The organism is Peribacillus simplex (genome assembly GCF_001578185.1).
In the GTDB taxonomy this organism is placed as follows: domain Bacteria; phylum Bacillota; class Bacilli; order Bacillales; family DSM-1321; genus Peribacillus; species Peribacillus simplex_A.
The window spans coordinates 4,141,976-4,165,605 of sequence record NZ_CP011008.1 but is presented as its reverse complement, the minus strand read 5'-3'; the positions used below and the strand labels follow the sequence as shown (position 1 = coordinate 4,165,605).

Genomic DNA, 23,630 nt, shown 5'->3' with positions numbered 1-23,630 from the left:
GATCCAATGCATTCTATATTTATATTTTTTTACTCTCTGTTGTAACTGACTTGGTTACAAATGGGAGCTAATGATAAAAGGTGAGGGAATAATATGACAGTGAAAATTAAAGCGTATTCTGATTTTATATGTCCATTTTGTTTTTTGGGCAAAGGTCCTTTAGATGAAATCGTGAAGGAAAAAGATGTAGAAGTGGAGTGGATGCCATTTGAACTGCGTCCTAGTCCATATTCGAAAATTGATCCATGGAAAGAACCTGATAAGTTGAGCTCATGGGATTCTTATATTCTTCCTGTTGCGAAAAAACTAGGAATTGAGATGCGTCTACCCCGTGTTTCTCCGCACCCATATACACATTTGGCGTTCGAAGGGTGCCAGTTTGCAAAGGAGCACGGAAAAGGAAATGAGTTCCATGACAGAGTTTTTACAGCATTTTTTCAAGAGGAACAAAATATTGAGGATATTGAAGTATTAACAAAATTAGCAGGTGAAGTTGAACTTCCCGAGGATGCTTTTAGAGAAGCTTTAGTGTCACGTAAGTATCGTGAAGTACATCAAGAAGCACTAAAACATGCCTATGAAGAAGCGGATATTAGGGCTGTTCCAACATTTATCATTGGTGATGAAGTGATCCAGGGACTCGCTAGCAAAGAAAGGTTAGCGCAAGTCATAGAGAAGGAAGCAGCAAAAAATAAACTGAATGAATTTGATGGCTTGCAATGCGATAGTAAGGGGAATTGCTAATAACGTTCTGAGCTATTAAATAAATATCAATCTATCCTATTAAATTAAACATAATTTGGAGGAATCAAAATGTCAGCAACTACAACAAATTTAAAAGAAGCAATCATCAATCGCCGTTCGATCCGTAAGGTGAAAAAGAATGAAAATATTACGAAAGAAAGAATTAATGAAGTTTTAAAAACCGCTTTACATGCACCAACTTCATTTAATATGCAAAGTGGACGAGTGGTGGTAGTGATGAATGACGAACATGAAAAGTTTTGGGATATCGTAAAAGAAACACTTCGTTCGCGCGTTCCAGAAGAGAGCTTTGCGGCAACTGTCGAACGATTACAAGGATTTCGTGATGGAGTGGGCACAATCCTATTCTTTGAAAATCAAGAAACGATAAAGCAAATGCAAGAAAAAGCACCATCATATAAAGAACAGTTTCCATATTGGTCCCATCAAGGAAATGCTATGTTGCAGTATGCAATATGGATGACTTTATCAGCGGAAGGCATTGGGTCATCAATACAACACTATAATCCGATCATTGATGAAGAAGTGAAGAAAACTTGGGATATTCCTGGGGAATGGTCATTGATAGCTCAAATGCCATTTGGTGAGCCCAATGAACAACCAGGAGAAAAGACGTTCCTGCCATTTGAAGATATTGTGAAATTTTATTAATACAAAGATTTAAGCTATTCATAAAGAACCTGGAAAAGCAGTTCAAGATAGTACATGTTTGGGATAGTAGACTTACAAAAAGCCTGTTTGCTCTTAATGAGTAAAAACGGGCTTTTTTTTAAGGATAAATGTTAAAGTTCCAGGCGCATTACAGATATAGGGAAGGTCTTACCTTTTTATGAAAATATCCGTTCCTGATGATCATCCTTCATATAATTAGCAGAGGTATATAATTGACAATGAGAATCGTTTTCAACTATAGTGAATTAGGTAATAGCAATGTGGATTTGGTGTATTTGATTGGAGTATTGAAAATGCACCAGGAAGGTCCTACATACGAACAATTAAGGAAATGTGAAGACTTTGCAGAGCATGCCCTTAATGGGAAAGCAATAGGTAGAAGAGGAGATTCTTCAAGTGGGATGCTAGGCAATCCCAAATACCAAAAGTCAGCATTTTTGTTAAGGAGGGTCCTTGATGATTACCCAATTAAGTACAAAGGGAGAAACAAAAAAAGAAGAACTTATACAAGAACTTCTGAAATTCGGGATTTTTAAAAAATATAATAAACAACTATACGAGCTTCCGGTTGTTGTCCTGCAAAAGGAATTCAATCACTTGAGAGGTGAATTAAAAAATGTCTAGGAGAAAGAAATCTTATGATGAACTGCTAAAAGAAAACCGGGAACTTCTGCTGCATGACAAAATTGAAGTGGAACGCATCTATACAAAAATCGATCAAAAAGCCATCAGTGAAAAAAAGGGAAGTAAGCAAGTACAATCATGACTAGGTAAAAATGAAAAACGAAACCTATTTTTTGATTTCACTCACAAACTTGGAAATACTGGCCAATTGTAAAGGTTTTACTGTTTTGAATTTGCGACACTCCTGCTGAATAACTGGCTAGCTGTGAGGCACTTTATCATGGAAACCGTAACCTAAAAACCAAAGGTAAGCCATATTCGTTTCAACTTCTTCAATTGTTTGACGTAGCGCGTCTAGGGGAGACCCCGCAGGCGAAAGCTGAGGAGGCTCCCCGACACCCCGCGGAAAGCGAGTGCCCTACGTTCCAATCAACGTCCAAATTGTACAAGCCATAAAAATTGACAAACTCAATTTTCATCGAGTTCTACAGTCTGACCAAAACAATCCCCTTTAGGGGATTATTTCGGTTTTATTCAAGAATCGGGGTTTCCATCATATGCTGACTTTTTGAAATGCACACCGTGGATAATATTTACCATTTTTTATAATTAAAGTAATAAAACGTCAATTGAATGACCTCTTACGTTATAATGAATGGGCTCCAAAGGAAAGAAAGTCAGATTCTGCAGGAGTGTATATTTGAATGGAGGTTATATGACGTTGAAGAAAAAATTATTGGTCATTTTTCCAGCCGTTGCATTGATGATGGCCCCTCTAGGAACGGAAACTTCAATTACCCACGCAGCATCAAAAGACAATCAAATCCAGAAAATCGAAACGAAAGCGGAAACGCGCCCGACCCTCCGGAAAGGCTCCCGTTCTAGTTATGTAAGAGATCTACAGCAAAGCCTTAAAGATGTTAAATATATTGTAGGCGTTGATGGGATTTTTGGTACCCAAACACAAAATGTCGTAAGAGAGTTTCAGGTGGATCATAATTTGGCCTCAGATGGTATCGTTGGCCCGTTGACATGGGCAGCTTTAGACGAAAATAAAGTAGAAAGAAAACAGTTTACAGAGAAAGACGCGATCGCGTTAGGTAAAAAAAAGCTGGGTAACAATATCGTTTTCAGTGGTGATGGCAGGTTGCTGAAAGATGGCAAAAGAAAATCATATTACAAATATAAAGCAGCAAATAAAGATTGGATGGATCAAGGCGGCTCAGGAACGATTGGCTGGTTCCACATTTATAAAGATGGCCGTGTAGTGGAAGAATAAAGGGATATACATGCAAAAAATTCTCTCACTTTAAGTGGGAGAATTTTCATGCATCTATATTTTGCTATAAATAACAAGTAAATACAGATATAATAAGAAATGAACAGCAATTTGGTATAGTGGGCAGCGGTCACTCCTTTAACGAAAGGGGGTGTCGCTGGTGATTTCTATTATGGACGGACTGATGCTAATGATTTCATTCGCCTCTTTAATCGTCGCAGTAATCGCGGTTACATTAAAAAAGTAACCCCCTCCATACCATCCGGCCAGATGTATGTAGGAAAAGGGTTACTTTCATGATTGAGTAGCTACTGACTTACCACAGAAAGCCGCTGCTCTTTATGCAGTTTGCTGTTCATTAAGACGCTGGTTTAACCAGTGTCTTTTTTTTATATGTTAGTTATCTTTATTATATCCTCATTTTACCTATACATTCAACTAAAAAACATGGAAAGAGCATAACGAAGTTTCAATGATGGAGCATTCATTTCTTGATGTTTTATCAAGGTGATGATTTATACATATAAAAAAAGCTGACACTACATTTTTATAAAAAAAACCCTAAAGCTTACGGATTCCAAGCAAATCCACTTTGGGGCCATGTATAATCAGTTTAGATTTTCGTTAAATTCCTGTCAGTTTCCAGTTTGAATAATTTCATTCCTTTATAAGATATAATCGAAGGAATTAAACAAAGTAATGCCATCGGTAAACAATAAAGAAGATAGAAATGCCCTCCGTTTTCCAGTAAGGGAATATAGGCTAAAGCAGTAAAAAGTAGGACGGAAAAAATGATCGTGAAAATCCCGAAAGACTGATGATAGAACGCATGAATTTCCCTTCTTCGTTCTTCTTGATTGGGTAAATTCTTTACGGATTTGTGCGTTCGGAGGAACAGGTACAAGGAGAATATCAGAAATAAAGCGGAAAATGGTAAGGCAATAGCAAATAATGAAACGTCAAGAATGGAAAGATAAAAGCTGGATAAAAAGAACACCTCTGACACACCTAAGGCAAAACAGTAATTGAAGATGCTTATTCCATCAGGTTGTTTAAGCATAAAATCCCTCCTTCTATATAATAGTATGCAGCTGCTAACATGTTCACCACTTTGTCACATTTAAAAGAAAAATAAATGCTCCTTTCCACCCAGGATCATCCTTCCTAAGACAGGAAAATGGTTCACTATAGGAAATGAAATAAACCCTCTGGCTAACTACAGAGGGTTTATTCTTAGGAGGATTTATTTAAGCTTGTAGATGTTGAATAGAGTCCGTGCTTATTACGAATAGTAATAAAATATCGGGTAAAGGGGGAGAGGGACATGACTGCACAAACGATGATTAAAGGATTTCTGCTCGTTCTTCTATTATATTTCCTGTATGTAGTGGTGACGGCAGTGGTCCTTTTCTACTTCCTCAAGGAAAAAGAAGAAGATAGGCCGATTAAACATATAAGTGCATATTTGGGAGAGAAGGATTCCACCGTGGATCGTGTCCTGCTTCTCGAAGATGGTTATGAATCGGGACTCGCCCGCATGCGAATGATCCAGGAAGCAGAGCATTCAATCGATATTGCCTACTATGCTTTTGGAAAAGGAAAATCATGTGAACTTATTCTTGGAGCCTTGTTCGAAGCTGCTGACCGCGGTGTCAAGGTTAGAATCCTTCTGGATGGAATTTCTCATGGACTCAGGGGTCAATTAAGCGGTGTCCGTTATGCACTGGCATCGCATGAAAACATTGAATTAAGGTACTACGAAACCTTTAAGCCATTTAAGCCCTGGACCTGGCATAACCGCCTCCATGACAAGATAATCACTACAGATGGAAAGTTAGGCATCATCGGAGGCAGGAATATCGCCGATAAGTATTTAGCAAAAAACCCGCCCAAGAATTATGTCTATGACCGGGATGTACTCATTTTCAATGCTGAACAGGAGAAAGATAGTGTAATCGTTGAAATGAAGGACTATATACATGAATTATGGACTCATCCGTATACGAGCAAAGTCTTTGCGGACCTTTCGAAAAGGCAAAAGGCACAAGGGAAACGCGTCAGAGATACATTATTAAATCAATACAGCAAAGCTATGCAAAATAATGCCGATTTCGTTAATCCGGCCATCGATTGGAGCAAGTCTACAACACCAACAAAAAAAGTGTCCTTCATTTATAATCCAATTGAACGTTTCAATAAACACCCTTTTGTGTGGAGATCTCTAGTGGATATTGCTGCGAACGCCAAAAAATCGGTATTTATCCAGAGTCCCTATATTGTTCCTACGGGTCCCATGAAGGAATATGTACCAAAGAATATGAATTCAAAAGCTGATTGGACCATACTTACCAACTCGGTGACATCAACCCCGAATGTGATCGCTTTTTCCGGTTACTTGGCACTTAGGAATAGTATCGTCGAGACAGGGGCAAAGCTATATGAATATTCAAAGCTTTATTCATTGCATGGTAAATCGGCTGTATATGATCGGCGATTAAGTGCAGTCGGTTCCTTCAATCTGGATTCGCGATCTGCCTTTTTAAATACAGAATCGATGGTGATAATTGATAGTGAGAATTTTGCAGCGCAATTGATAGGGGCCATCGAGTCAAAAATCTCGGGTAGTACACTCGTCGCGGATAATAAAAGATATATAGAACCACCTGAAGATCAGAAAAAGGAAAAATCTTTCTTTAAAGCGACCTTTTTAAATGCCCTTTCGAAAATAACGGTATATTGGAAGAGGTTCATTTGAATGATGACTAATAGACAGCAATCTCAGCGATTGTTGTCTTTTTACGGAGGAAATCCGTTTAAAATGGATCATTGACTAATTAACAAATGTGTAATTTGCTATACTTGAGGAAATCTAATCAATCTTGGAGATACCATCCATTATCCGAAGGAGAACAGAAATATGCAAACCTTACAGCATCTATCGAAACATATCGTTTACCTGCCTCCAGTCCAGGAAACGGATCGGCCGGTACTTGCTGCCGTTTCCGGAACCAAGAAAACGCTCATCATCGATGCCGGTAACTCCGTCCAGCATGCACAGCTCTTTAAGGACGAATTGCTACGGAATGATCTAAACGGGAATTTCCTTGTACTTACCCATTCTCATTGGGACCATGTATTCGGACTGGAGAATATCGGGATTCCGGTCATTTGTCATGAAAAAACATACAACAATATTAAAGATATGCAGCAGCTTTCATGGGAAGATCAGGCCCTTGATCAACGGGTCGAAGAAGGGACGGAGATTGCCTTTTGTGCCGACGCGATCAAATTGGAACATGGGACAAATAGAAAGATTTCCCTGCCCCTGCCCGATATTATCTTTGAAAAAAAGGTGACAATCGATCTTGGCAATGTAACCTGTGTAATCGAACATATTGGCGGCGATCATGCCAAAGACTCCTGCATCATTTATGTTCCAGAGGAAAAAACATTATTTCTGGGCGACTGCTTTTATGCCAATCTTTATGCTGAAAAATGGAATTATACGGCTGAACAGGCCTCGCTGCTCGTTAAGAAAATTGAAGCCTATGATGCCGATACATATATACTCTCCCATCATGATCTGCCCTGCACGAGACTGAAAATGGAGGCGGAGCTTAAGCTAATGAAGGAATGTGCCAGAACCGTGGTCGACCATCGGGGAAATCGAGCGTTAATGGAGCAGGAATTGTCTAAAGGGCTAAAACGGGATTTAACTGAAGAGGAGCTCGAAACGATTGGATTTTTTGTAAATGGATATGTTGATTGACCAATGAAATGAAAGGCCAATTGAAGTGTAAACAAAAAGTTCCGCGTGTAGGGTATGGGTTCGGTGTTCAACTGGGCTCATACCCTTTAATTTGACCTTATTCCTATGTGGAATAAACAGTCCTCAATAAGCTGATTTTACAAAAAAGAGATAATAGTTGTTATGAGTAATAGTATGATAAGAACTGATAGGAACCCTGATATAATCCCCCCGGCTTTTGCTCCTCTATTATCGGGATGAATATGACCAATAATAAAAGAAGGGATGAAAAATATAGCTGAATAGATCATTGTATAATGAATGCCTGTTTCTCCATTTGTCCATGCGGTCATTCCGATATTATTTAGAATACTATCTCCAATACAAAATTTATTTCCAAATCGAAAGGTAAATAATATTCCGATTAAACATAGGGCGAAAGAAATTGAACCCACTCCGAGCTCTTTTGTTTTCTTAACCTCAATAGTTTTCATGTGTATCTCCTTGCTTACAGGAATATCAAGAATTTAAAAACACCAAATTATGGTTTTTGTAATTGTACCATAACTTAAAGGTACAATCCCTGCATCTTCACCAGAATCAAGAGCCAGCCTTTTTCTACTTTTTAAAATAAGGCTCTTTTCGTAAAGATTGTTGTTTTTAAAACGAAACTATTTAAGGTTGATTGGAGCGGAAGTGCGAGACTCCTGCGGGAGCAGCGGGACAGGTGAGACCCCATAGGCGTTTACGCCGAGGAGGCTCACCGCCCGCACCAAGGAAAGCGAGCATCTGGAGGGGAAATCAACCACAACTCACTACCTGGTAAATAGCAACAAAGTATGTGAAAACAGCCTAAAATAAAAACCGCACCTCCAACAGTTAGATGGTGTCTAACAATTAGGGTACAGTTCATTGTGGGGGCTTAATAGATTAATTATGAGCTTTTTCCAGAGCTAGCTTTATCCCAAAACCAATCAATACCGTCCCTGTTATTCCCTCGAAAATCGCTTGAGTTCTCGGCTTTTTCATAAAAGCACTGATCTGGTTCAGCAGATAGATATAAAATACAAACCACATTGCAGTTAAAACGGTATATGTTATGCCCATGATCAGGAACGGTAAAAACGTATCCTTGCCAGGATTCACGAACTGAGGCAGAAATGTTAAGAAGAAAACGGCCACTTTAGGGTTCAACAGATTGGTAAGGAACCCTTGCTTAAAGCAAGACTGGTTTTCGTACTTACCTTTAACTGACGTTTCTGCCGCTGCAGCCACTTGCCTATTCCTTAATCCCCATAAAGTCTTGAAGCCTAGATATACCAAGTAAACGGCACCGACATATTTGAAGATGGAAAATAATAAAGCGGATTTCACAATGATTGCCGATAGTCCAAATACGGCAGCTGATGTATGAATAAAAAGCGCACAGCACGTACCGAACATCGTTTTAAAACCTCCCGCCGTCCCCACGGTAACGGTATTCCTTGTGGTTATCGCCGTATCCGGACCAGGTAAAATGATGAGAAGAATGCACATGACGATGAACCAATAAAAGTTTTCCATATTCGGACCTCCATTCTGAACGGTGAATTCTGAAAATTATAACATAAATGAACTTGGTTTAGGGAGATAAATTAGAAAGTCATGATTATCTCAATAAAGGGGGAGAAGGGAAATCGGCTTGACTAATAAATACGGTGTTTAATGAAACAAAAAAACAAGCCAGATCATTTTTTGATCTGGCTTGTTTTTTGGTAAACTTTGTTAGGGCAATTTTTTCAATACAGCACGCACCGGACTTCCATCTGCTTCAACTAATGGAAGCGGGAGGGCTGCCAATTCATAATTCCCTTGCCCTATATCGTCTAATACAAGCCCTTCCAAAATATGAATTCCATGACCGGCAAGCTCATGATGGGCAGACAGTTCTTTACTATCCAATGGATCTACGGATGGCAAATCAAGACCAATAAGACGAACGCCGAGTTCTGAAAGATATGCCGCTAATTCTGGTTGGATATGTGGAATAGTTTGTGGAAACACACGTCTATCCTTCCAAGCGTCAGTCCGAATTAACAGTCGCGTCACGCCTTGTAGACCCAGATTGGATAATTCATTGATACCGATGCTTGTCTTGTTTGGCAAATGGATGACTCGGGCATATCCCATATATAAATCGAGATCCAGTTCAATCACTCTTTTTCCATTGTTATCAAAATGAAAAGGTGCATCAATATGGGTACCAGTGTGGATACTCATATTGATTTGTCCTACATTGACAGATCCACTCTCTTCTTTACTCCAATTGACTTTGTATGAGAAAGGGGTATCTCCAGGCCAGACTGCAACGTTTTCATCCAGACGTTGTGAAATATCAATCCATGTTCCCATGCATTTACCTCCATCTCTTATAGCTTCGTTCTTAGGCTCCATAGTTCTGGGAAAAAGTGTTGGTCTAGAGCTCTTTTTAAATACGTTACACCTGATGATCCGCCAGTACCTTGTTTATTACCAATAATTCTTTCCACTGTGGTCATATGATTAAAACGCCATAATTGCTGTTGATGGCCAATGTCCACTAACTTCTCGCCCAGCTCATATAAGTCCCAATATTGTTCGACATCGCGGTAAACTGTCAGCCATGCCTCTTCTACACTGGCATTTGGTTCGTATTTTTGTGACCAATCCCTGCTGATGGCTTCTTGATCAATGGGTAATCCACGCGCCACAAGGGCATTAATCGCCGCATCATAAATACTTGGCTCATGAAGGGCCTGCTGCATTTGCTCGAATAAATCCGTTTGGTGCTGATAGACGGATAGTGTATGGACATTTTTGTTTCCTAGCGCAAATTCAATCAAACGATTCTGATAAGATTGGAATCCGGAAGATTGCCCCAGTTTATCCCTGAACTCCATGTATTCAGCCGGTGTCAAGGTTGAAAGGACATTCCATGACTGGATCAATTGCTGCTGGATCCTCGAAACGCGCGACAGCATTTTAAATGAAGGTTCCAACCTGTTTTGGCGGATGGACTCAGTTGCTGCTGTCAACTCATGTAAAATGAGCTTCATCCATAACTCACTCGCTTGATGGATAATGATGAATAGCATTTCATCATGATGATCGGAGCATCTATGTTGACTAGTTAATATTTTATCAAGGTGGAGATAATCTCCGTAAGACATCGATTTTTGAAAATCGGTTTGAATTTCTTTCTCTAGGCCAGTTATTGTTTGTTCATTTTTATCTGTATTCTTCATTCCGCAATCTCCTCACTTTTCCATATGAAAAACTATTTATTCCGTCATTCTATTCTATCTTCTTTTCCAGAGGTTCTTCCATTACATTATGGTTAATATTTCTTCTTTTTGAAACAAAATAAGCAACAGTTAAAAATAGTAGCCAAGGTATCCCGAATTGAAGCATGATTTTGAAATCTGTAAACCATGTCGTAATCATTAAGCTAAATAGAAGAACGGCTCCTAGTATCGTTAAATAGGGAAAACCCATCATCCTTACCGGTAACTTGCGTCCGCCTGTTTTCTCCCATTTCACCCTGAAAAACAAATGAGAAATGAAGATCATAAGCCATGTGAACATAGCACCGAACATGGAAATCCCCATCATGAAGGCATAGGAAGAACCAGGAAGTAACGAATGTACGCCTGCAGCAATGAAAATCCCAGTGGTAGAGACAGCAAGTGCTTTTGCAGGAACACCCCTTTTGTTTAGCTTTCCTAAAAAAGCCAGGTGCATTTTTCCCGCGCGCTAATGAAAACATCATACGTGTCGAAGCATAGAGCTGAGCATTCATGGCAGATAAAGCAGCCGTTAAAATAATAAAGTTCATAATCCCGGATGCACCTGGAATGTTCAGGATTTCCATTACTTTTACGAATGGACTTTCCTCGATTCCAGCTGTTTTCCACGGAACGATCATCAACATGATCCCAATTGTCAACACATAGAAAGTCGATAAACGGAAGACCGTCGCTTTTAATGCTTTTGGAACAGCTGCATCCGGATCTTTTGCTTCCCCTGATGTAACCGCTATCATTTCAGTTCCAAGAAAGCTGAATAAAGAAATAAATACGGCTACCCACATTCCCCACCCGCCGAATGGGAAAAAAACCGCCTTCATTTACAAAGTTCTCAAGGTCCTATATGTGGCCGTTCGGATGAACCGAATAGTATATAGGATCCAAGAAGGATAAAACCAACAATGGCACTTATTTTAATAAAGGAGAACCAATACTCAAATGTAGCGAATGTATTCACGCTAGTAGCATTTACATAAATCAGGATACCTGCAAACAATAAAATCCATACGATTCCCGGCACGGTCGGAAACCAATACTTCATATAAACGCTGACTGCACTTACCTCAACCCCAACAGCCAAAACATTGCAATCCAATAAGAATAGCGGACAAGATAGCCTGCCATTGGAGTCATGTACTTTTCAGCAATGGCCCCAAAAGATCCGGAAGTGGGATGGGCAACCGTCATTTCGGCTAAAACAGCCCATCAATAGTAAGACAATGAACGGCCCGAGTGCATAGCTGAGCAATACACTTGGCCCTGCCGCTTGAATGGCAAGCCCGCTTCCAAGGAATAGTCCCGTCCCGATGGCACAGCCCATCGCGATCATGGAAAGCTGGTTTGTTTCCAGATTACGTTTTAATCCTTTCTCAGGATCATCTTTAAGATTCAATTGAGTATGTTTATTCTCCATAGTTCATCCCCTTTTATCCCAAAAGACTTGATCTTACCGGGCAGTTAGTTCACACCTCTTTAAGCGTAGACTGACTGCCCATATTAACCGACTAACAAATTCGAGGGAAGCGGGTATCAGCGTTATGCAACCACTTCTCGTTCATTCTTGAATTTTTCATATTGTTTTTCCGACATGATTTTCTTGAGTATTTGTACCACTTCCCAAACTTCTGCGTAGGAAGTATATAATGCAACTGGTGCAAGACGAATGATGTTTGGTGCTCGGAAATCCGGAATGACACCGTTTTCTTTCAATGCCTTACAAATCCGTGCAGCTTCTTTATGCTCAAGGCTTACATGACCCCCGCGGCGTATGTCCTCTCTAGGGGTTCCAATGAAAAATCCCATGTCTTCCAGCTCGTGTTCAATTAAGTCTATTAAATATTGATTAATTTTAAGGGATTTTTCCCGGATATTCTCAATGCCAGCTTCGATAAACATTTCTAAAGACCCAATCAATGGTGCACAACTTAATACATGTGGCGTTCCAATTTGATACGCGCCTGCTGATTCAGCTGGTGTTAATGTATGTTCCATATCGAATTGTTTTTCTTTTTTGGACCCGAACCATCCAGCCAATCCAGGCATCGTTCCAAAATGTTTTCGATTTACATATAGGCCGCCAACACCGCCAGGACCGCCATTTAAATGTTTATAATTGCACCAATACGCAAAGTCCACATCCCATTCGCTGAATGAATGCGGGATGGCACCGATGGAATGACAGCCGTCAAATCCGATTACTATTCCTCTTTTATGAGCTTCATCAGTTAATCGTTTCATATCCAATATTTGACCGCTTCGATACAGGACCGTTGGCAAGATGATCAAAGCAATGTCATCGGTCATTGCTTCGATAATGTCATCCTCTTCAAGGAATCTTCCATCGCGGCTTTTCACGCGGATGAGATCGGTTTCCGGATTGTATCCATGTGTACGCAGCTGACTTTGAAGAGCATAAATATCAGTCGGAAAGGTTAGTTCATCCGCTAAAATTTTTGTGCGTTTCCCTTCCGGCTTATAAAAAGTAGCTACAAGTTGATGCAGGTTAACAGTTGTGGATCCGGTTACAATAACTTCCTCAGGAGAAGCTCCCACTAATTGGGCAATCTTGGCGCCCAATTCCTCTGCCATGAAAAACCAGGGGTGATTCCCTTGTGTCCATCCATCAATCCCATGTTCCTTCCAATCTTCCAAAGATTCCAAAAGAGTGCGTTCAGCTCTTTTAGAAAGAAGCCCCAATGAGTTGCCATCCATATAGATGGAATTCGGCTTTAAATAAAATTCTTCTCGAAAACCTTTAAGGGAATCTTTCTCATCCATTTGTTTTGCGTAATCCAACGTGTATTTTGAATTCATAATCATCCTCCTATATTAGTTTGATCCTAGGAGAATCGTACCAAAGAATATGACACAGTGTCAATAACATAATTCAGAAAATTAGAAATATTAAAATCATCAAAAAAACAGTTTCCAGCAAATATTTTTTATTTTTAAAGAAATCCATTATGCTAGAAGATAAGGGGAGGAATCGGGATGGATAATGGTAATGTAGGGGATAAACGACATTTGCGCTCAATCATGACACGTCAAAAGTTATTAGAAGCGGCAAAGGAGGTATTTCTTCAAGAAGGTTTTCAAGCTGCAGTTATTTCCCAAATGATCAAAAAGGCAAACGTGGGGTACGGAACTGCCTATGTTCATTTTAAAGGGAAAGAGGATCTTTTAATTGTATTAATGGAGAATGTCATGGAGCAATTTTATGAAATTGCGGAGACCTCTTTCTTTCCTAAATCGAAGGACGAAGCAAAACATATCATAAATAAACAAGCTAATGCTTTTTTGAAAATGGCAGAGGCTGAACGCAATATGATGCAAGTTTTCGAACAGGCCATTGGGATTTCAACTGTCATCTCAAATAAATGGAAGGCGATCCGCATGAAGTTCATTCAGCGAATTTCAAAGGACGTCGCATATGCACAGCAAAATGGGCTGGCAAGGGCTGAACTAAACCATGAGCTTGTAGCAAGAGGATGGTTTTTCACAAATGAAATGTATCTTTGGGAAATTGTCCGAAACGAACATCAAAGTTCTGTCGACGAGATTGCTCAAACCATCACGTCAGTTTACGTCGAAGGTTTGTATTTGTAATTATATTAATGATGCTATATTTGGCAGTTCAAACAATCTTCCGGTTTTACCACAATCGGAAGATTTAATTTTATATTAAAGGCTCGCCCGCTGCACACCCCCTATCGGAAAACTTCATCTTCCCACCACTTTTAAGCCGTCCGAACTCACGAGTAAACTAGCTGAATTCACGAGTAAAAGGCCAAAACTCACGAGTAAACTAGCTGAATTCACGAGTAAAAGGCCAAAATTCACGAGTAAAAGGCCAAAACATGAGTAAATCTCTCAAATTCAGGAACAAAACACTCTCGTTAGTGTGGGCTTATAGCAACTACGCCTTAAGTCTTAATAGAAAATATAGCTAAGGCTCATTATACGAACTCGTAAAACTAGATAAGATATAAACATGGAAAGGAGGACGAAAACAATGAAGAAATTTGGTTTATTTATTGTAGGACTGATCGCATTATTCATGTTGCTAGCGAATGTTGGTCCATTAATCAGCTTGGCGATTTGCTTGGCGATCCTATACTTTGGGTTCAAACAGTTCATGAAGTCCGAATCCACAGGGGCCAAGATTGCCTGGGGATCAATCTCCCTTATCGTGCTTGTAGTTGCTATTTCCCATATCCCAGCGATATTAGGACTGGTTGCAGCTTATGTTCTTTACCTGGTTTATAAAAAGTGGAATGAAAATGATGAAAATGTATCGAAAGAAACGGACCCATTCTCAAATTTTGAAAGAGAGTGGAAAGAGTTGAATAAGAACTAATAGAAGGGATGGAATTGGAATGGGTAATTTATTTTCAAGAATGAAACAAACGATTTCAGCGGATTTTCACGACTTGTTGGATAAAAAGGAGCAAAAGAATCCAATTGGAATGTTGAATCAATATTTACGTCAATGCGAGCAGGAGACAGAAAAGGTCGGTAAGCTGCTTGAACGTCAATATCTTTTGAAAGAAGAGTTTACGCGTGAATGTAATCAAGCGCAAAATCTGGCTGAAAAACGTAAGCATCAGGCTGAAATTGCTAAGCAGTCAGGAGAAACCGATTTAATGGAATTTGCTTTCAAGGAAAGCCTGCACTATGAAGACCGTGCGCTAAGTTTGAAGGAGGCGCATAAAAGTGCAGAAGTTCAGTTGGCTGAACTGGAGCGGAAGTATGAAGAAATGAAGCATAAGCTCAAGGATATGCATCTAAAGCGGATGGAACTGATGGGCAGGGAGAATATTGCCCGGGCAAACAGCCGGATCAATCGGGTTTTAGACGGAGGCATTTCCGACGCCAAACCGGTAGCGATGTTTGAAGAAATGGAGCATTATATCGATCGCATTGAGCATCAAGTCCATACAGATTATAATCGGCACACAATCGATGCCAGGATTGTCCAGCTTGAAAAGGAACTGGAACAGAAAGAAGCGTAAAGGTATTTTAAAGCATTGCCGTTATCCCCTGACTTCCAGGAAATGAGGGCGGGGGAAAACAGGCTGTCAGAACGTGATAATTTCATGGTATTCTTAAAAGGCACGGGTTCCTGTGCCTTTTAAGAATATCATGATCATATACAGGGGAGGCGAACCGATGTTGAACAAGATGAAGACGGACTATATGGGATGGATACTTCTCATCGGAGTCGTCCTGCTTTTTTTAGAGATTTCATTTACGGGTGGAGGTCTCCTTTTTTCCCTCGCTTTTTCAATAGGATGTATCTATTTAGGCAGGAAATTCACAAAACGGTCAATCGGGAAAATCCTATTTTTTATAGGGCTGATTTCCCTTATCATCACTGTCTTGAATATGTTCGTCTTTAGATTTTTCCTTATGGCGATCCTCATTTATCTTTTGCTTTTATATTATCAGTCCAAAAAGAATCCTGATTGGGTCAGTCCCATTTTAACCAATGATGATTCGGACGAAGAAAAGATCAATAAGGAACAATTGCTGAAAACCGATTACCTTTTTAAAAATAAGTTTTTCGGTCATCAACAAACGGCCGAGCATGTATATGAATGGAATTCCGTGAATGTTCAGGGCGGGGTCGGTGATACGGTTATCGATTTAAGCAAAACGATTTTACCGAAGGGCGATGCTGTCATTTCCATCAGGAATATCATTGGCAATATTACCGTGCTTGTCCCGTATGGCATCGAAATCAGGGTCCATCATTCGGTCATTGCAGGCAGAGCGAGGATCTTTGAAAATAAGCCTGAATCCAAGGTCTTTAATCAGATTTATTCCTACCAAACGGAAGGATTCAATGAAACGGATCACAAGGTTCATATCATCACTTCAATCTTAGTTGGGGATTTAGAGGTGAAGCGGGTATGAGCATAATGACACGGCAGATATTGACTGCCCTTGGTGTTTCTTTCGTACTTTCTCTTGCTTTGCCGGCGGCTGTTTTCTTTATCTTTCCTTTATCCGACTGGAGCGTATTGTGGGAGAAAGTGGTCATGGGGTTACCTTTCGTCATATTCCTGCCAAGTCTGGTCATTACGGTAGGGCTTTTCTATGGTGTCGTTTCGGGGTTGTTTTGGAAGAGGCAGCTGGAAAGGGTGGATGAAGGTCTATATTTACTTGAACAGGGGCGCTTACCTTCGCAACAGGAGGCGTATCCGGTCCAAGAGATGGCTAAAATGGTGGAACGGATGCAACTGATTCATAAGCAAATCAATGAGCAGACCAAATTATCACAAAAAATGGCGAATGAAAAGGCCATTGATCAGGAGAAACAGATCCAGGAAATCGTTTCCCAGGAACGAAACCGTTTGGCGCGGGAACTGCATGATTCGGTAAGCCAGCAATTGTTTGCCGCTTCGATGTTCATGTCGGCCATTACCGAGTCACAATCAGATATGGAAAAAACGGAAATGAAACAATTCAAGATAGTGGAAGAGATGATCCATCAATCCCAGCTTGAGATGAGGGCTTTATTACTTCACTTGAGACCCGTTGCATTAAAGGGAAAATCTTTACAGGCGGGGATGAAGGAGCTCCTGGAGGAATTGGCCCAAAAAGTGACGATGGACATAAATTGGAAGATGGAAACTGTCACTCTGGATAAGGGGATTGAAGACCATCTGTTTAGGATTTTACAAGAATCGATTTCCAATACACTAAGACATGCAAAAGCGAATTCGCTTGAAGTGCTATTGATCGTTCGTGACGGGCTGATCATTTTACGGATAACGGATGATGGCATCGGTTTTAACGTCGAGGAGTCGAAAACGGGATCATATGGTCTGCAGAACATGCATGAACGGGCTGTGGAATTAGGCGGAACGATGCAACTTGTAAGCGTTCCGAATAAAGGGACGAAACTTGAAGTGAAAATCCCATTATTAAATGCTGGAGGTGATCATGATGATTAAAGTATTATTTGTCGATGACCATGAAATGGTAAGGATAGGGGTATCGGCTTATTTATCCGCACAGCCGGATATCGAAGTGATCGGGGAAGCGGACAACGGCTTGAAAGCAGTCGAACTGGCAATGGAATTGCGCCCGGATATCATTTTGATGGATTTGGTCATGCCGGAAATGGACGGCATAGAAGCGACGAAACGAATTATTGAGGGTTGGCCAGAAGCAAAGATCATCATTGTGACAAGTTTTCTTGATGATGAAAAAGTGTACCCGGCATTGGAAGCCGGAGCGACGAGCTATATGTTAAAAACATCAAAGGCCAGCGAGATTGCCAGAGCCGTCCGTTCAACGTTCCAAGGGCAAAGCGTACTTGAACCTGAAGTGACGGGGAAAATGATGGAAAAGCTACGTCGCCCAAAGATTACCCAGCTTCATGATCAATTGACAAACCGTGAAATGGAAATTTTGCTGCTGATGACACAAGGGAAAACGAATCAGGAAATTGCCGATGAACTATACATAGCCCTAAAAACAGCCAAAGTGCATGTCAGCAATATATTAAGCAAGCTTGCCGTGCAGGACCGCACGCAAGCAGTGATTTACGCATTTAAGCATTCGCTCGTTCAAGAAGAAGAGTAAAGAGCGTCTATTTACCAAAAGATGAGAGTTTGTTATATTTAGGGAAGTGTCCTATCCTATAAAGTTCTTTCAAGGTTGCTTATTGCAGCCTTTTTTTTACGGATAACGGAAAAGCAGGATGAAAGCAGGTGAAATGATGTTAAGAGTGATCTTAGAATTATTTCGTATAATCACTATTATTTTCGTGATTGGAATGATAATGGGATTCATCATTAATTCAATCTATGCGATTTTTGGTATAACCGTTGAGAATACCGCAGGCGGATGGATTGTTGCTATGGCAATTTTCCCATTACTTTATGTACTCTATAGAAACCGGCTTCAATTTTCAGGGTTCTATAAAAATGGCAAACAAGTAAAACTCTCAAACAGGACAACGACAATCCTGCTTTGCTTCTCGGTGCTAATGTTAACGGTTGCCCCCTTATTTCGCTAACGGAATATAAAAAAGAGCATGTTTTGATCAAAACATGCTCTTTTTTTTTGCAGTTTTTCAAGATTATACAGCTTCCTCTGCAGTATCGAGCCTCTTGCCATATATCCGATAAAGAACGAAGGCAAATACCATTCCTATAAAGGAGATGGAGGAGATGAACAGGTAAAGGGACTTGCCCCCAAAAGCCCCATATATGGCTCCGCCTATATAAGAAGCAATGATTCCCGAAACCCCGAAGAATAACAGAGCCAGTACGGTCTGGCCTGTGGCACGCCACTCCACGGGAACGATCCGATAAAGATATTGGATGGCAGCCGAGTAGAAGATCGGGAAAGTCAATAGCTGCATGACTTGCAAATAAGCTAATAGATGTGGATCGGTTATCCACGCAGAGACGAAATAACGGATAAAGAAAAACGCTGCTGCAAACGAAATGATGATGATTTCTTTACCTTTGCGCAGCCACCAGAAGCTTAGGGCGAATACGACGATTTCACTTCCTGCCGCTAAGAACCAGGTCAAGCCTACAAGCTTGGCACTCCCTCCAAGTTCCCTGATGTACACCCCGAGGAAAGTATCGTTCATCCTTGCTGGAACAGCACAGATAAAGACCAATAACAGGAAGAGAAGCGTCTCTTTATTGCTGAAAAAATGCTTAAGGCTGCTTAAGGTGACAGGTTTCCCCGAAACGGGTGCATCAGGCATCATCCAGCTGACGATGAAACTGATCAAACCTATGCCGGCAAAAAGGAAAGCCAGGCTGTTTGCTCCGAAATAGGACATAACGTAGCCTGTGATCAGCGATATGACCGCATAGCCCAATGCACCATATGTCCGGATGGAACCGTAACTGATCCCAGATTTCTCTGCAATCGTGAAGTTGAGGCTTTCCGTCAGGGGATCGATCGGCATCAAAAAGAAATATAGGAGCATGGCAAACAGGATAAGCTGAAGATAGCTGCTTGAGTCATAGAGAAAGTAACCGATTACGCTCGAGAAAAAGATGAGTAACAACAGGACTTTTCGTATCGTCCTCGTTTTGTCGCTGATCATTCCCCATAAGGGCTGGGTGATGAGGGTGACAAAACCTCCTGTACCGATGATGAATCCGATTTGGGCTGGACGCAAACCTTGATCAGCCAGGTAGACTGGGAGAAACGGAATGAAAATGGCAAGCAGTCCAAAATATAAAAAGTTAAAACTTTTTAATAATCGTAATGCTTTCATAAATTGTATGATACCTCACATGTTCTATAGATTGATTGATTTCAACCTTGTTATTGTAACATTGATGACAGAATTTGAAAAAAAAGTTTCAACTTTATGGATGGAAATAGACAGATAGGGTTAGTTCTGAGAGGTTCTGGAACCATGTTGGTAGGATGCGTTTCAAAATTCGTGACATCGAGGAATTTAGATAGGGAACCCCCTATGCTATCCTTCGCTTTCCAGCTTGAATAAGTTAGGTTTCTGCTAGTCTTGTTCATGAGGCCTATTTGAATGGTTTGAAGAAGGTGGTTTCTGGTGATTTTTTAATTCGGGTCATTGATTTTTTATCTACCTCGATAAATCTTGGCTATTCTGGATTGAAAATATAAAAGTCCTTTTTAATCGCTTTCCTTAGCTCTCGTGCTTGATTATCGGTAATAATGTTACGGACTCTTTTTTTACGTTCCAAGCCGAACACATGAACATTATACTAACCAAAAAAAGTACAGCATTGTTTTGCTGTGTAAATTCTTCAGTCATTATAGAGATTTCTTTATCTCATGCAGTCTTTCCAGAACGACTTTTTCAAACTCGTAATTCTGCTGCAATAAGAATATATTCCTTGCCTCTTCATACCCTTTTGTGGCACTTTCCATGTTGTTCAGTGACTGAAAGGATTGGGCACGTTGATATAATACTTCTCCCAATAGGTACATAGATTCTTCCCGCGTTAAAATTTGAATGGCGTCAGAGCAAATTTTTATAGATTCATAATATTGTGCGTCCTTATGTAAGGATTTTGTCAATCCGTAATGAATCCGGACTTTAATTCTATAATTCGTTGAAGTTTTTGGAAGTTGTTGAAATTGCTTAAGGGCATCTATATAAGAGGAAATTGACTTTTTATATTCAGTTATTTCGTTATAAATAATGGCTTTGCTATTCAAAATTTCTATTTTTTGAGCAGATAAAATATGAAAATGAGTAGATAAGTCTAATGCTCGATCTAAAAAATCCAGGGATTTCAATATATCATTATCACAATAATAGGCTACTATCCCCAAATGCCAGAGGATGAATTGTTTATTGATAGGTGACTGGAAATCTGCATGGTACTGTTCTGCTTCGAGAATCCGTTTTACCTGCCGATACTCTCTATTTCTAATGGAAACCCTGACTTGAGACTTCACTTCCTCACTATATTCCATTCGGTCTGAATAAGTTTCTAAAAGGATATCTTCAATGCTGATGCCTAAACGTAATGAGAGTTCATATAAAGTAGTCGCTAATGGAATGACCTTCCCCTTCTCTATGTTGCTTAGTTGTGCTTGAGTAATGATACCCTCTGCCATAACTTTTTGTGTTATACCTGATCTTTTTCTTAAATTGTAGAGTACATTTCCAAGTTTAAAAGGAATGCTTGCATCCATTTTATCAACTCCTAAAAATATAAATACTTTTATATTTTTTTATGTATTTCATTGGAAACACCAACTAAATATCGAAAAAAATACTCTGTAGTGGCTATACAAGAAAAATGTACCATATTTGGATGGTTTATACTAGCTGTATCAATCAATATCAGGAGGTTAGGGTATATGAAAAAAATATTAGTATCTGGGTTCTCCATTCTATTAGTGCTAGCATTGGTTTTACAATTCGATTCAGGCGTCAAATTGGCTGTAGATGATCTGCCTGCAATAAATGATCTACCGAATCAGCATGAAAAAGGTTAAATATCAATATCAAAAAAGGAAGATGACTAAAGGGGAATTTAAATAAAATAAATAAAAAAGGATTATATATATGAAATTAAATAAGGATCAATTATTGATTATAACCATTTCTTCATGTGTTATAGCTAGTGTGATGTCTACGTCCATGCTGACGATTGCATTCCCTAATCTTGTAGACTTTTTTGATATTTCTTATTCCACACTTCAAATTAGAAATATTCTTTTCTTCTCTTTTTTCGCATTTCTCATTCCGCTTTTTGGTAAAGTGGCCGATGTTTTAGGCGCAAGAAAATTGTTGATATTTGGCCTGTCTCTATTTATCACATCTACCATTCTTAGTGGAACCACAAATAATTGGAATTTGTTTTTGCTGTATCAGACACTTCAGGCAATTGCAGATGCAATGGTAGTACCTGCCCAGGTATTATTGATCAGGCAAAGTTTTAAGGATAATAAATTAGGCTGGGCTTTTGGATGGTTTTCCGGAGTTTTAGCGACCGCCTCACTTATTGGACCAGCTGTTGGTGGTTTGGTAATAAAATATTACCCTTGGCAAATGATATTTGGAATATTGATTATCATAAGCTGCATATCCTTAATTCTTGTAATAATGGTAACTCCCAAATCAAAAAAAAGAATCACGGCAAACCTTCATTTACCTTTAAAAAACAGTTTGGCTTTACTAGTTATGGTAATCAGTTTTCAATTTATATTCAACGATGATATTGGTGTAGTGAAACGGTCGCTTTCTATTACTGTTACAATAGTGAGTTTAATTTTATTTGTATTTTATGAACGGGCAAACCAAGGAAACACTTCTTTACTTCCAAGAAAGGCAATAAAAAACACCATTTTTATCTCTTCAATTGTGAGAATATTCGTTCTATTTATGATCACAAATGTAATAGTGCTTTACATTCCAAGTTACATGCGGGATATACACAATATTCAACCAGATATTGTTGGCTATATCATTATGGCAGATTCGATATTGGCAGTTTTATTATCTGGGTATGCTGGTAAACTTGCAGATTTAAAAGACAATAGAAACCTTTTACTTTTATCTATTTCGATTTCCATAATTGGAATGGTAAATCTTACATTGACAATGTTTAATGGCAGCTTAATTTTCTTTATATTTGCTTTTCTCCTTTTTGGATTGGCCGGTGTCATTTCCATGCCCACACAAAATAAAATTGCTATGTTGTCCGTTCCCGAGGAAGAAACAGGGGTTTATATGGGGTTATTCCAGATGGTACAGTTTGGAACCGGAGCTTTCGCTGCGGGGGTATTCAACACTTTTCTGGACTATGGGACTGACAAAGGTGACTTTTCCCAGGTTGGATTTTCATACGTGTTGATCATTTGTATAGGGTTATATTTGGTGGCTATAGGAACAGTCGTTTATGATAAAAGGCTTCTAAAAAGCAATTTAAAATTGTCTTTGAAAGAAGAAGTCTAATTCTCGTTTATCTGAAAGTGAAATATACCTTAGAAGAGTTAGCTTTGAAGTGATTTTAAGGAGGTGAAACATATGACAAAGCAAGTGGAAAAAACAGAAGCGGAAAAGCTAGTGGAAAACCTGGAAGTAATCGAAGCTAAAGAGCTGGAAGTGGGGAGTGCATTTCATGCGTTCCGTTTCAATACGTTGGACACAGAAAAATAGATGAGAGCCTGGGATTTACAGCCATCCATCATACATGTTAAGGAGGTGAAACATATGACAAAGCAAGTGGAAAAAACAGAAGCGGAAAAGCTAGTGGAAAACCTGGAAGTAATCGAAGCTAAAGAGCTGGAAGTGGGGAGTGCATTTCATGCGTTCCGTTTCAATACGTTAGACACAGAAAAATAGATGAGAGCCTGGGAGTTAAGGCATTCCATCATACAAGTTAAGGAGGTGAAACATATGACAAAGCAAGTGGAAAAAACAGAAGCGGAAAAGTTAGTGGAAAACCTGGAAGTAATCGAAGCTAAAGAGCTGGAAGTGGGGAGTGCATTTCATGCGTTCCGTTTCAATACGCTGGACACAGAAAAATAGATGAGAGCCTGGGAGTTACAGGCCATCGATCATACATGTTAAGGAGGTGAAACATATGACAAAGCAAGTGGAAAAAACAGAAGCGGAAAAGCTAGTGGAAAACCTGGAAGTAATCGAAGCTAAAGAACTGGAAGTGGGGAGTGCATTTCATGCGTTCCGTTTCAATACGTTGGACACAGAAAAATAGATGAGAGCCTGGGAGTTACA

At 39.7% G+C, this 23,630-nt stretch carries 29 protein-coding genes and 3 pseudogenes; 20 read left to right on the top strand and 12 right to left on the bottom strand.

All coding sequences use genetic code 11. The features are described from left to right. The first annotated feature begins 93 nt into the window (after positions 1-93). The 4 genes from UP17_RS19455 to UP17_RS27875 all read left to right on the top strand — a co-directional run bounded on the left by UP17_RS19455 (position 94) and on the right by UP17_RS27875 (position 2,203). Positions 94-744, top strand: a complete 651-nt coding sequence (locus tag UP17_RS19455) for a DsbA family oxidoreductase (RefSeq protein WP_061464583.1) — start codon at positions 94-96, stop codon at positions 742-744. Positions 745-813: 69 nt separating this feature from the next. Further along, positions 814-1,416: a nitroreductase family protein gene (locus tag UP17_RS19450; RefSeq protein WP_061464582.1), complete on the top strand. Its 603-nt coding sequence runs from the start codon at positions 814-816 to the stop codon at positions 1,414-1,416. A gap of 477 nt (positions 1,417-1,893) precedes the next feature. Continuing rightward, complete coding sequence (locus UP17_RS26910) at positions 1,894-2,061, top strand: Fur-regulated basic protein FbpA (RefSeq protein WP_081108896.1); 168 nt, start codon at positions 1,894-1,896, stop codon at positions 2,059-2,061. Further along, the gene (locus UP17_RS27875; RefSeq protein WP_155727392.1) at positions 2,054-2,203 is read left to right on the top strand and encodes an FbpB family small basic protein; all 150 of its coding nucleotides are present in this window, start codon (positions 2,054-2,056) and stop codon (positions 2,201-2,203) included. Before UP17_RS26910 ends, UP17_RS27875 begins: the two co-directional genes overlap by 8 nt. Before the next feature lie 123 nt (positions 2,204-2,326). On the opposite strand, the pseudogene UP17_RS29770 reads toward UP17_RS27875, so the two are convergent. Further along, positions 2,327-2,413: pseudogene (locus UP17_RS29770) on the bottom strand (transposase); the annotation flags it as partial. A 363-nt stretch (positions 2,414-2,776) separates the two neighbouring features. Between UP17_RS29770 and UP17_RS19445 the strand changes: the two are divergent. Further along, a complete protein-coding gene (locus UP17_RS19445; RefSeq protein ID WP_061466178.1) occupies positions 2,777-3,340 on the top strand; it encodes a peptidoglycan-binding domain-containing protein in 564 nt (187 codons plus the stop codon). Positions 3,341-3,953: 613 nt separating this feature from the next. Here the strand turns inward: UP17_RS19445 and UP17_RS19440 are convergent. Beyond that, positions 3,954-4,400 carry a hypothetical protein gene (locus UP17_RS19440; RefSeq protein ID WP_061464581.1) on the bottom strand — a complete coding sequence of 149 codons (447 nt, stop codon included), beginning with the start codon at positions 4,398-4,400 and terminating at the stop codon, positions 3,954-3,956. 264 nt (positions 4,401-4,664) lie between these two features. Between UP17_RS19440 and UP17_RS19435 the strand changes: the two genes are divergently transcribed. Beyond that, positions 4,665-6,095 (top strand): phospholipase D-like domain-containing protein, encoded by a 1,431-nt coding sequence (locus UP17_RS19435; protein ID WP_061464580.1) that lies wholly within the window; start codon positions 4,665-4,667, stop codon positions 6,093-6,095. 162 nt (positions 6,096-6,257) lie between these two features. Next, entirely contained in the window at positions 6,258-7,109 is an 852-nt protein-coding gene (locus UP17_RS19430; RefSeq protein WP_061464579.1) for an MBL fold metallo-hydrolase, read from the top strand. A 137-nt stretch (positions 7,110-7,246) separates the two neighbouring features. Here the strand turns inward: UP17_RS19430 and UP17_RS19425 are convergent, their stop codons facing one another. The 8 genes and pseudogenes from UP17_RS19425 to kynU all read right to left on the bottom strand — a co-directional run bounded on the left by UP17_RS19425 (position 7,247) and on the right by kynU (position 13,225). After that, positions 7,247-7,582, bottom strand: a complete 336-nt coding sequence (locus UP17_RS19425) for a hypothetical protein (protein WP_061464578.1) — start codon at positions 7,580-7,582, stop codon at positions 7,247-7,249. 436 nt (positions 7,583-8,018) lie between these two features. Beyond that, entirely contained in the window at positions 8,019-8,651 is a 633-nt protein-coding gene (locus UP17_RS19420) for a LysE family translocator (protein ID WP_061464577.1), read from the bottom strand. A 201-nt stretch (positions 8,652-8,852) separates the two neighbouring features. Continuing rightward, positions 8,853-9,479 (bottom strand): arylformamidase, encoded by a 627-nt coding sequence (gene kynB / locus UP17_RS19415; protein ID WP_061464576.1) that lies wholly within the window; start codon positions 9,477-9,479, stop codon positions 8,853-8,855. Positions 9,480-9,496: 17 nt separating this feature from the next. Further along, entirely contained in the window at positions 9,497-10,351 is an 855-nt protein-coding gene (gene kynA / locus UP17_RS19410) for a tryptophan 2,3-dioxygenase (RefSeq protein ID WP_061464575.1), read from the bottom strand. Positions 10,352-10,400: 49 nt separating this feature from the next. Beyond that, positions 10,401-10,847 carry an amino acid permease gene (locus UP17_RS29365; RefSeq protein WP_284149590.1) on the bottom strand — a complete coding sequence of 149 codons (447 nt, stop codon included), beginning with the start codon at positions 10,845-10,847 and terminating at the stop codon, positions 10,401-10,403. Beyond that, positions 10,843-11,196, bottom strand: a pseudogene (locus tag UP17_RS29360) (amino acid permease); the annotation flags it as partial. The gene UP17_RS29365 and the pseudogene UP17_RS29360, both read right to left, overlap by 5 nt. Before the next feature lie 47 nt (positions 11,197-11,243). Further along, a pseudogene (locus tag UP17_RS29355) lies at positions 11,244-11,741 on the bottom strand (hypothetical protein). A gap of 206 nt (positions 11,742-11,947) precedes the next feature. After that, complete coding sequence (gene kynU / locus UP17_RS19400; protein ID WP_412547170.1) at positions 11,948-13,225, bottom strand: kynureninase; 1,278 nt, start codon at positions 13,223-13,225, stop codon at positions 11,948-11,950. Between the two features lie 177 nt (positions 13,226-13,402). Between kynU and UP17_RS19395 the strand changes: the two genes are divergently transcribed. The 7 genes from UP17_RS19395 (at position 13,403) to UP17_RS19365 (ending at position 18,440) form a co-directional block, all read left to right on the top strand. After that, positions 13,403-14,017, top strand: a complete 615-nt coding sequence (locus UP17_RS19395) for a TetR/AcrR family transcriptional regulator (RefSeq protein ID WP_061464573.1) — start codon at positions 13,403-13,405, stop codon at positions 14,015-14,017. 406 nt (positions 14,018-14,423) lie between these two features. Next, the gene (locus UP17_RS19390; protein ID WP_061464572.1) at positions 14,424-14,768 is read left to right on the top strand and encodes a lmo0954 family membrane protein; all 345 of its coding nucleotides are present in this window, start codon (positions 14,424-14,426) and stop codon (positions 14,766-14,768) included. Positions 14,769-14,787: 19 nt separating this feature from the next. Further along, on the top strand, positions 14,788-15,423 hold the full coding sequence (locus UP17_RS19385) for a PspA/IM30 family protein (protein ID WP_061464571.1): 636 nt from the start codon (positions 14,788-14,790) through the stop codon (positions 15,421-15,423). A gap of 157 nt (positions 15,424-15,580) precedes the next feature. Next, positions 15,581-16,327, top strand: a complete 747-nt coding sequence (liaF, locus tag UP17_RS19380; protein WP_061464570.1) for a cell wall-active antibiotics response protein LiaF — start codon at positions 15,581-15,583, stop codon at positions 16,325-16,327. Continuing rightward, the gene (locus UP17_RS19375) at positions 16,324-17,370 is read left to right on the top strand and encodes a sensor histidine kinase (RefSeq protein ID WP_061464569.1); all 1,047 of its coding nucleotides are present in this window, start codon (positions 16,324-16,326) and stop codon (positions 17,368-17,370) included. The genes liaF and UP17_RS19375 overlap by 4 nt, the downstream gene beginning before the upstream one ends. After that, positions 17,363-18,004: a response regulator transcription factor gene (locus UP17_RS19370; protein ID WP_061464568.1), complete on the top strand. Its 642-nt coding sequence runs from the start codon at positions 17,363-17,365 to the stop codon at positions 18,002-18,004. The genes UP17_RS19375 and UP17_RS19370 overlap by 8 nt, the downstream gene beginning before the upstream one ends. Positions 18,005-18,122: 118 nt before the next feature. Continuing rightward, positions 18,123-18,440: a hypothetical protein gene (locus UP17_RS19365; RefSeq protein ID WP_250211697.1), complete on the top strand. Its 318-nt coding sequence runs from the start codon at positions 18,123-18,125 to the stop codon at positions 18,438-18,440. Between the two features lie 63 nt (positions 18,441-18,503). On the opposite strand, the gene UP17_RS19360 is transcribed toward UP17_RS19365, so the two are convergent. Beyond that, positions 18,504-19,667: an MFS transporter gene (locus tag UP17_RS19360; RefSeq protein ID WP_061464567.1), complete on the bottom strand. Its 1,164-nt coding sequence runs from the start codon at positions 19,665-19,667 to the stop codon at positions 18,504-18,506. 521 nt (positions 19,668-20,188) lie between these two features. Next, complete coding sequence (locus tag UP17_RS19355) at positions 20,189-21,079, bottom strand: helix-turn-helix domain-containing protein (RefSeq protein ID WP_061464566.1); 891 nt, start codon at positions 21,077-21,079, stop codon at positions 20,189-20,191. Between the two features lie 168 nt (positions 21,080-21,247). On the opposite strand from UP17_RS19355, the gene UP17_RS27865 reads away from it, so the two are divergent. The 6 genes from UP17_RS27865 to UP17_RS29335 all read left to right on the top strand — a co-directional run bounded on the left by UP17_RS27865 (position 21,248) and on the right by UP17_RS29335 (position 23,610). Continuing rightward, positions 21,248-21,385 carry a hypothetical protein gene (locus UP17_RS27865; RefSeq protein WP_155727390.1) on the top strand — a complete coding sequence of 46 codons (138 nt, stop codon included), beginning with the start codon at positions 21,248-21,250 and terminating at the stop codon, positions 21,383-21,385. A 70-nt stretch (positions 21,386-21,455) separates the two neighbouring features. Continuing rightward, the gene (locus UP17_RS19350; RefSeq protein WP_061464565.1) at positions 21,456-22,847 is read left to right on the top strand and encodes an MFS transporter; all 1,392 of its coding nucleotides are present in this window, start codon (positions 21,456-21,458) and stop codon (positions 22,845-22,847) included. A gap of 72 nt (positions 22,848-22,919) precedes the next feature. Then, positions 22,920-23,051 (top strand): hypothetical protein, encoded by a 132-nt coding sequence (locus UP17_RS29350; protein WP_284149542.1) that lies wholly within the window; start codon positions 22,920-22,922, stop codon positions 23,049-23,051. A gap of 54 nt (positions 23,052-23,105) precedes the next feature. After that, a complete protein-coding gene (locus tag UP17_RS29345; protein WP_284149542.1) occupies positions 23,106-23,237 on the top strand; it encodes a hypothetical protein in 132 nt (43 codons plus the stop codon). A 54-nt stretch (positions 23,238-23,291) separates the two neighbouring features. Next, on the top strand, positions 23,292-23,423 hold the full coding sequence (locus UP17_RS29340; protein WP_284149542.1) for a hypothetical protein: 132 nt from the start codon (positions 23,292-23,294) through the stop codon (positions 23,421-23,423). 55 nt (positions 23,424-23,478) lie between these two features. After that, the gene (locus UP17_RS29335; protein ID WP_284149542.1) at positions 23,479-23,610 is read left to right on the top strand and encodes a hypothetical protein; all 132 of its coding nucleotides are present in this window, start codon (positions 23,479-23,481) and stop codon (positions 23,608-23,610) included. The last annotated feature ends 20 nt before the right edge of the window (positions 23,611-23,630 follow it).